This is a genomic window from Kaistella sp. (assembly GCF_032060305.1).
Classification (GTDB): domain Bacteria; phylum Bacteroidota; class Bacteroidia; order Flavobacteriales; family Weeksellaceae; genus Kaistella; species Kaistella yananensis.
The window spans coordinates 1-8978 of record NZ_DAMBHK010000036.1 but is presented as its reverse complement, the minus strand read 5'-3'; the positions used below and the strand labels follow the sequence as shown (position 1 = coordinate 8978).

General features: G+C 39.4%; 8 protein-coding genes. All 8 read left to right on the top strand.

Annotated elements, in window-relative coordinates; translation table 11 throughout:
* The first annotated feature begins 264 nt into the window (after positions 1-264).
* Positions 265-2652 (top strand): heavy metal translocating P-type ATPase, encoded by a 2388-nt coding sequence (locus V5N63_RS06730; RefSeq protein ID WP_332033327.1) that lies wholly within the window; start codon positions 265-267, stop codon positions 2650-2652.
* A gap of 171 nt (positions 2653-2823) precedes the next feature.
* Complete coding sequence (ccoS, locus tag V5N63_RS06725; RefSeq protein ID WP_088468218.1) at positions 2824-3039, top strand: cbb3-type cytochrome oxidase assembly protein CcoS; 216 nt, start codon at positions 2824-2826, stop codon at positions 3037-3039.
* A gap of 5 nt (positions 3040-3044) precedes the next feature.
* Entirely contained in the window at positions 3045-5324 is a 2280-nt protein-coding gene (gene ccoN / locus V5N63_RS06720; protein ID WP_332033326.1) for a cytochrome-c oxidase, cbb3-type subunit I, read from the top strand.
* Between the two features lie 23 nt (positions 5325-5347).
* Positions 5348-5539: a cbb3-type cytochrome oxidase subunit 3 gene (locus V5N63_RS06715; protein WP_088468216.1), complete on the top strand. Its 192-nt coding sequence runs from the start codon at positions 5348-5350 to the stop codon at positions 5537-5539.
* Positions 5540-5557: 18 nt separating this feature from the next.
* On the top strand, positions 5558-6436 hold the full coding sequence (locus tag V5N63_RS06710) for a c-type cytochrome (RefSeq protein WP_332020108.1): 879 nt from the start codon (positions 5558-5560) through the stop codon (positions 6434-6436).
* A gap of 100 nt (positions 6437-6536) precedes the next feature.
* Positions 6537-7985 (top strand): cytochrome c oxidase accessory protein CcoG, encoded by a 1449-nt coding sequence (gene ccoG, locus V5N63_RS06705; RefSeq protein WP_332020109.1) that lies wholly within the window; start codon positions 6537-6539, stop codon positions 7983-7985.
* Between the two features lie 2 nt (positions 7986-7987).
* Entirely contained in the window at positions 7988-8443 is a 456-nt protein-coding gene (locus V5N63_RS06700; RefSeq protein WP_088468213.1) for a FixH family protein, read from the top strand.
* Positions 8434-8978, top strand: a 545-nt coding sequence (locus V5N63_RS06695; RefSeq protein ID WP_332033325.1) for a sulfite exporter TauE/SafE family protein, incomplete at its 3' end; no start/stop codon positions are given. The genes V5N63_RS06700 and V5N63_RS06695, both read left to right, overlap by 10 nt.

Sequence of the window (8978 nt, the reverse complement as noted above, 5' to 3'; positions counted from 1 at the left end):
CCGTTGGGAGTTCCACCATCCTCGAAGATGGTTTCACCTTTATGAAATTTAAGATTCTGTTTTACAGAAAGATAATTTTTATAATCTTCGGGTGAAAGCATTTCCTGGAAGGACTCATCGCTGAACACTTTCAAGAGGTTTTCCTCAATTAGGGTTTGTTTTTCTAACGACATTTTTTTATGACATTTATCAGCAAAAATAGGGTATTTATAAGCCAGCCACAAATTTATTTATTATAATTTTGCATGAAATTTTTTATATAAAATGCCTGAAAACTGTTTTCATTGCGGCCAAAACATAGATAAAGAGCGAATTTCATTCGATGAAAAGATCTTTTGCTGCAATGGATGCAAATCCGTTTACGAAATCCTGAATCTTAATAATCTTAGCGATTTTTATGAGCTTAATAAAAAATCCGGAATCCGGCCAAATGACGACAATACGTCCCAGTTCGATTATCTCGACACGCCGGAAATCTTCGAGAAAGTAACCGATTTTTCTGAGGGAAATACCAGTCTTGTGAATTTTAAGATTCCTGTTATCCACTGTTCATCGTGTATCTGGCTTTTAGAAAGTCTGCAGTCGCTAAATCCCAATATCAATTATTCTCAGGTCAATTTCACCCGCAAAACGGTACAGATTTCATTCAATCATAATGAACTGAAACTAAGCGAACTGGCGAAATTCCTTACAAGTTTAGGTTACAAACCTGTGGTGAACCTGGAAACTGCAGAAAAAAAAGAAGAATCTTTAGACAAATCCCTGGTGATTAAACTTGCGGTTGCTGGTTTTGCTTTCGGGAACGGCATGTTTTTCAGCTATCCGGAATATGCTGAACACGTAATGGGAACAACCGATTTCTGGATGGAGAAGTACAAGCATCTTTTCCGGTTTATCATGTTCTTACTGGCTACCCCGGTGGTTTTTTATTCCGCTTCAGATTATTTTAAATCCGCATGGTTTGGGCTGAAGAATAAGATTGTAAATATTGATGTCCCGATTGTTCTTGGAATTATTATGCTTTATGGCAGAAGTATTTATGAGGTGTTGACGGATTACGGCCCAGGATATTTCGATACGCTTTGCGGACTGCTTTTTTTCATGCTTTTAGGGAAACTTTTTCAGAAAAGAACTTACAGCGCGCTTTCCTACGACAGAGATTACAAATCTTTTTATCCGATTGCCGTTACCAAAGTTGATTTCAACGGAAAACAGGAAAATATTTTGCTTTCGGATCTGAAAGTCGGACACCGGATTATGGTCCGTAATCAGGAGATTATACCGGTGGATGCTATTTTGATTAACGGTGAAGGCAATATCGACAATAGTTTTATTACGGGAGAAAGTGCTTCGGTACCTAAAAAACCTGGTGACAAGATTTTTGCCGGCGGGAAACAGGTGGGATCAGCGCTGGAACTTGAAGTGATTAAGACTGTGAACCAGAGTTACTTAACTCAGTTATGGAATAAGGAAGCGTTCAGAAAGTACGAAACAGGTTTAGATACATTAACCAACCATATTTCCAAATATTTCACTTTTATAATTTTGGGAATTACCCTGATTGCCGGAATTTATTGGGGACGAATTGATTTTGAAAAAATGTTTCAGGTCGTTGCTGCAATTCTTATTATTGCCTGCCCGTGCGCGCTGGCACTTTCGGCACCGTTTACTTTTGGGCACGTGATGCGGATTTTGGGAAGGAATAAATTCTACGTAAAAGACACTTTAACCATCGAAAAAATTTCGAAAATCAGCACTTTGGTGTTCGATAAAACCGGTACAATCACTCACAATAAGGAAGCAAATATTCATTTTGAAGGGAATGAGATTGAAGATTTCGATCTGAAAAATATAAAGTCGCTCGTCAAAAATTCAAACCATCCATTATCAAAAGCGCTATATGATTTTCTGAAAGTTGAGGACGAATATTTTCCTGTTGAAAAGTTTGCGGAAACTCCCGGAAAGGGCTACGAAGCAGAAGTCCGCGGGGCACTTTATAAGATAGGTTCTGCAAAACTGATTGGTGAAGAAGCTAAAAATCTGGAAACCGCGGTTTATATCAGTAAAAACAATGTCTTTATTGGGAAGTTTGTCTTCAAGAATGAATACCGGAAAAATCTAAGTACTTTATTTAAAAATCTTGCAGGTTACCGTGTTCATGTGTTGAGCGGCGACAATGCATCTGAGGAAAAGCAGCTTAAGAAAATTATTCCTGATTTTGATGGAATGGCATTTAACCAAAATCCTGAAGATAAACTAAATTACATTAAGAAACTGCAGGACCGCGGCGAAAAAGTGGCCATGTTGGGTGATGGGCTTAATGATGCAGGCGCACTGAAGCAAAGTAACGTGGGAATTGCGGTTGCAGATGATACCAATTCTTTCACCCCCTCCTCCGATGCGATTATGTCCGGCGAAAAACTGGAAAAACTGAATGATTATCTTAGTTTTTCCAAAGACGCGATGGTGATTGTAAAGATTACTTTTGCGATCAGTTTTTTCTACAATATTATCGGGTTGAGTTTTGCGGTTACGGGACACATGTCGCCATTGTTTGCGGCGATCTTAATGCCGATAAGTTCGATAAGTGTGGTGGCGTTTACGTCAATTTCCACTTGGTGGCGCAGTACAAAATATTTTAAAATCAAATAAAAAAGAAGGATTTACCGTGTGAATTTCTCTACATAATTCAGAATCAAAAACTTAATCCGAGAAATTTGATTATTTAGAGAGATTTTAAATTAACAAACTTTAACGTTTGTTGAGGAATATCATATTTTTTAAGTAAATTTGAACCGGTTTATCCCTAAATTTGCACCGCACATGGATATATTATATTTAATGATTCTTTGCAGCGTGTCGCTGGCTGTGGTCTTTTTAATCGTTTTTATTGTAAACGTAAAAAAAGGGCAGTTCGAGGATGATGAATCTCCCGCGGTCCGGATACTTCTCGACTCAGAAATTATCAAAGACGAGCCGGGATCTGAAGAAGAAAATAAACCAGAATTAAAAAAAATAACAGAAGCAAAAAGTGATTAGTTAATATGGAAACACAAAAGTTTAGTTATGACAACAGTATTGTGCGTGCGTTTCTTTATGCAACCGTAGTCTTCGGGCTTGTCGGTTTTTTATTAGGACTTACCGCCGCATGGATGCTATTCTATCCGGAACTTCCTGAGTATTTTCTCGGGACGGACGACCCAACCATCGTAAGTTTACGAAGCGGTGATCTGCAGGGATTAATCAATTCCCAGGGGGCATTTGGTTTTGGACGGATCAGGATGCTGCACACCAGCGCAGTAATTTTTGCATTCGTATGTAATGGTTTCTTCGCGGGTGCCTATTACTCCATGCAGCGCTTGCTTAAAACAAGAATGTTCAGTGATACCCTTTCCTGGATTCACTTCTGGGGATGGCAGCTGATGATTGTTGCTGTTGTTATTACCTTCTTAATGGGAATCAATACTTCCAAAGAATATGCAGAACACGAATGGCCGATTGATATTCTGATTACCATTATTTGGGTGATCTTCGGTATCAACATGTTCGGTACCATTGCAAGAAGAAGAGTGCGTCACCTGTACGTTGCAATTTGGTTCTATTTGGGAACCTGGGTTGCCATTGCGATGCTTCACATTTTCAATAACTTAGAAGTTCCACTTTCCTTTACCGGCTGGAAATCTTATTCTGCATACGCAGGGGTGAAAGATGCATTGGTGCAGTGGTGGTACGGGCATAATGCAGTAGCGTTTGTACTTACAACACCGGTTCTTGGTTTGATGTATTACTTCTTGCCGAAAGCAGCAAACAGACCAGTATTTTCCTATAAATTATCAATCATTCACTTCTGGTCACTTATATTTGTTTATATCTGGGCGGGGCCACACCACTTACAGTACACTGCTGTACCGGGATGGGCGCAAGCTTTGGCTACAGGTTTCTCTATTATGCTTATCGCACCGTCTTGGGGAGGTATGCTGAACGGTCTTCTTACTTTAAGAGGTGCCTGGGATAAAGTCCGTGAAGATCCTGTTCTTAAATTCTTTGTCGTTGCAGTAACTTGTTATGGTATGGCAACTTTCGAAGGACCGCTTTTAGCAACTAAAACTTTAAATAAAATCGGTCACTATACAGACTGGGTTATTGGTCACGTTCACGTAGGAGCACTTGGCTGGAACGGATTTATTACATTCGGTATGGTTTACTTCCTCTTACCAATCCTTTGGAGGACAAAACTATGGTCTGTAAAATTAGCTAACTGGCATTTCTGGTTAGGAACTTTAGGAATTATTTTCTACGCAGTTCCTTTATATATCTCAGGATTTACTCAAGGGTTAATGTGGAAACAGTTCAATCCAGACGGAACATTAGTATATAAAAACTGGTTGGATACTGTAACTGCCATTATTCCTTACTATCAAATGAGATTTGTTGGTGGTTTGCTTTATATCGCCGGAGCTATTTTAATGGTGGTGAATGTCGTTGCTACGGTAAGAAAGGGATCATTCCAGAAAGAAGTTCCTGCTGAAGCACCAGCACTTGCTAATGTTACCAAGCAAAGAAAAGAAGGAGAAGGTCTTCACCTTTGGTTAGAAAGAACACCTGTGTTACTAACGATACTTTCTTTTGTTGCTGTAGCCATCGGGGGATTTGTAGAAATTGTACCTACGCTTGCAATTAAAGATAACGTTCCTACCATTGCGGCAGTGAAACCTTATTCACCACTTGAATTGGAAGGTAGAGATTTATACATCAGAGAAGGCTGTAATTCTTGTCACTCCCAAATGATCAGACCCTTCAGAGATGAGGTGGTAAGATTCAACGGGAAAAACGGACAGTACTCTAAAGCAGGTGAATTTGTGTACGACAGACCATTCCTTTGGGGTTCTAAGAGAACCGGTCCGGATTTGCACCGTCAGGGTGGTAAAAACCCAAGTTCATGGCATTACAAACACATGCTGAATCCACGGGTTACTTCCGCAGGATCTATTATGCCCCGTTATCCATGGTTAATTGCTAATGACCTCGACAGAAGTAAAATGGTAGATAAGGTAAAACTGATGAAGAATACTTTTGATGTTCCTTATACCCAGGCACAGATTGATTCGGCAGACCAGTGGGCAGATAACCAGGCGGCATTCATTGTGAAGCAGATTTATTCTGAAGCAGCAGACGTAAAACTGGCCTACGAGCAAAGAAAAGCAGCAGAAGGCGCTAACTTTACTCCGCTGGAAAAGAAAGAAATCGTTGCTTTAATCGCTTACCTGCAGAGATTAGGTACAGATATTAAAACTACCGAAATCAAAACTGCAAGTTCAAATTAATCACTAATAAATAAAGTGCATCCATGATACCGCAAAATGTAAAAGATATTCTTTCCAACGGCGAAAATGTGGGTTTTTACCAGACATTGGCAATGTTGCTCTTTCTTTTCTTTTTTCTGGGGATTGTATATTATGTTTTTTCCCGTCCGAAAAAACACTATGATGAAGAAGCAAATGCACCTTTAGATGATGATATTGAAGATAAAAACTTATAATTTTTTAAATTAACTACAATGAAACAAAGAACGCCGGTTTACATAACCATTCTCATTATAGTGTGCCTATTATTTATCGTGCTCTATATGTTTGTTCAGAATACTTCTTTCCTTGCGTCGCCGTATTTTTGGGGAACTGTAATTATTGCTTCCATCATTGCGATGATACAGCACTCAATAGGTGATTTGGTAGAAAATGCTAAATTTAAAGCACTCTCTGAGGAAGAAAAGAAATTGTATCTCGAGTCTAAAAAAGTTCCTTACTTTAAAAGTCTTTATAACAGTGCATTCAAGAAACAGTCGGCTACAGAAGAAAAGGATATTCTTATAGACCACGGTTTCGACGGAATTATGGAGCTTGATAACCAGTTGCCGAAATGGTGGCTTGGCTTATTCTGGTTCGGTGTTGCATACTGCGCGGTTTATATGGCGTCTTATTTCATGTCAGATTTTGCTCATCAGGGTATTGAATACGACGAGGAATATAAGGCACAAACGGCAAGCATTGCTAAATGGATGGAAGAAACCCCGCCACCAACCATTGAAGACGCGGTTTATTCACCAGACAACATTGCTGCAGGTGAGGAGGTATTTAAGACCAACTGTGTTTCTTGTCACGGCGACGGAGGTAAAGGTGGAATTGGACCTAACTTAACAGATAATACCTGGATCAACCAGCCTGAAAAAACTTTATTCAAAAACGTATTCCACATGGTTGAAAACGGAAGTCCGAACAATCCTACCATGCAGGCATTCGGGAAAAACGGCGTTCTTACAGGTTTTGATATCCAGAATGTAGCGGCATATATTTATCATATAAACCAGGAACAGACCCCAATAACTCCAGATAAAGGCGGTGCTGCTCCACAAGGAACACCAGCAAACTGGGAGAAATAAAGTTTAACATAAACTGTATAATTTGAAAAAACATAATTCGTTATCTTTGTAAAATCAGATAACGGATTATGTTTTTTGATTTAAAAAAAGTTAAGAAAAAATGTCGGATGATCAGAATTTCAGAGGTGGACAAGGACAAGTAGTAGAAGCAGAAACTTTCAGGGATTCTGTTGGCACCATGGATCAGGCTGGGAAGCGAAAGTGGGTATTCCCTAGAAAACCCAGTGGCAGATATACCAATTACCGCACACTTGTAGCCTGGTTTCTTCTCGCAGTTTTTTTTGCACTACCATTTGTTAAAATTAACGGGAATCCTTTCCTTTTAATTAATGTAATCGACAGGCAGTTCTTTATAGCAGGCCAGCCATTTTATCTGCAGGATTTTTTCATTCTGGCGTTAGGTGCAATTACTTCCATTGTTTTCATTATTTTATTTACTGTTGTTTTCGGAAGAATTTTCTGTGGATGGATTTGTCCCCAAACCATTTTCCTTGAAATGATTTTCCGTAAAATTGATTATCTTATTGAAGGTGACCGGAACAAGCAGATGAAACTCGACCGTCAGGAATGGAATACCGAGAAAATCTGGAAACGGTCTTTAAAATGGTCTATATTCATCATTATCTCCCTGATCATTACCCACTGGATGTTTATGTATATCGTAGGTTATCAGGAAGTTTTTGATATGATTCAGGAAGGCCCGTTCACCAACTTTACAAGTTTTCTGGTGATGATTATCTTTACCGCTGCGTTTTATTTTACTTTCGCATGGTTCCGTGAGCAGGTTTGTACGCTTGTTTGCCCATACGGAAGATTGCAGGGCGTACTCATCGATAAGCAGACCATTAACGTTTACTACGATTTTAAGAGAGGCGAGAACCGAGCGAAATGGAGAAAGGGTGAAGACCGCAAAGCCGCAGGAAAAGGTGACTGTATCGACTGTAACCAATGTGTTGTAGTGTGTCCCACCGGAATCGATATCAGAGACGGCCAACAGCTCGAATGTGTAAACTGTACGGCGTGTATAGATGCATGTGATGAAGTGATGGTGAAAGTTGGGCTTCCAAAAGGCCTTATCAGATACGCAACAGAAGACGAAATCGAAAAAGAAACCAAATTCAAATTCACAGGTAGAATGCAGGCATATACCGCAATACTGCTTCTATTAATTGGGTTCTTAGGATTTCTTCTTAATAACCGCGGCGCGATGGAAGCTAAATTCATCAAACCGGCTGGATCATCCTTCTTCGTAAGAGACGGTAAAATTAATAACACGTATAACTATACTTTCCTTAATAAATCGAATCAGGATCAGGTCGTTACCATTAAGGTCATCGAACCTCAGCATGGAGAAATTACCGTAAGTGCTTCCGACAAGATCCTTGTGAAGAGAGATCAAATGACCAAAGGTACGGTGAATATAAGTTTCCCTGAGAAAGAAGTAAAACTCTCTAAACAGAATGTGAAGATCGGAGTTTATGATCAAAAAGGCGAACTGCTCGACACCTTCGAAACTTATTTTGAAGGACCTTTTAAATTACAATTTTAATTATGTTCAAAAATTTCAGCTGGGGACACGGTGTTGCTGTAGCACTCGGCTTATTTATGTCCTTTATACTTTTTCTGATTTTTGTATTCTCCAGCGGAATGCAGAATTCTGAACTTATTTCAGACAGTTATTATGAAGATGAGCTGGCTTATCAGGAAATCATTAATGCAAAAAACAATGCTGATCTGCTGACCGAAAAGCCCGTTTATCATCAAAACAAAGAAGGAATTACAATTACTTTTCCTCAAAGTGTAAAGCCCGAAAATGCCAATATACACTTTGAACTTTTTAGAACCGATGACTCAAATCTTGATGTGAAAAAAGACATCCCGCTTGATGGTAAAAATCAGTTCCAGATTCCCGCAAAAGTAATTTTTCCGGGCTCCTATACTTTGAAAGTGAAGTGGGAAAACAATAAAAAACCTTATCAGGTCGATTACGACATCCAATGGAAATAGCACTTATCTTTTCGGCACTAGCGTTGGGATTTGCGTCAGGGTTTCATTGCATCGGAATGTGTGGACCTATAGCACTGTCATTGGGTTTAACTAAAAAGCAGGCGGCGAATTATTATCTTCAGAATCTTACTTATCAGTTCGGGCGCATTGTGACCTATTCGTTACTGGGCGCTTTGCTGGGAATTTTGGGTCAGGGGTTTGAAATGGCAGGATTTCAGAAATATCTTACGATTGGAGCGGGCATATTGCTTATCATCATGGCTGTATTTTCTTTCGGTGGTACAGATTTCGCTTCTAAAATTCCGTTTTTATCCCAGTTTCTCTTTAAAGTAAAAATGAATTTAGGGAAATTTATGCAGAAAGCGGATTACAGATCCCGCTTCAGCACTGGAATTCTTAATGGTTTTTTACCGTGCGGAATGGTATATATGGCACTTACCGCAAGTTTGGCAGCAGGCGGAATCTTGCAGGGAGCCACTTTCATGGCTTTATTTGGACTTGGAACTTTGCCTTTTATGTTTTTTGTTGTTTTGCT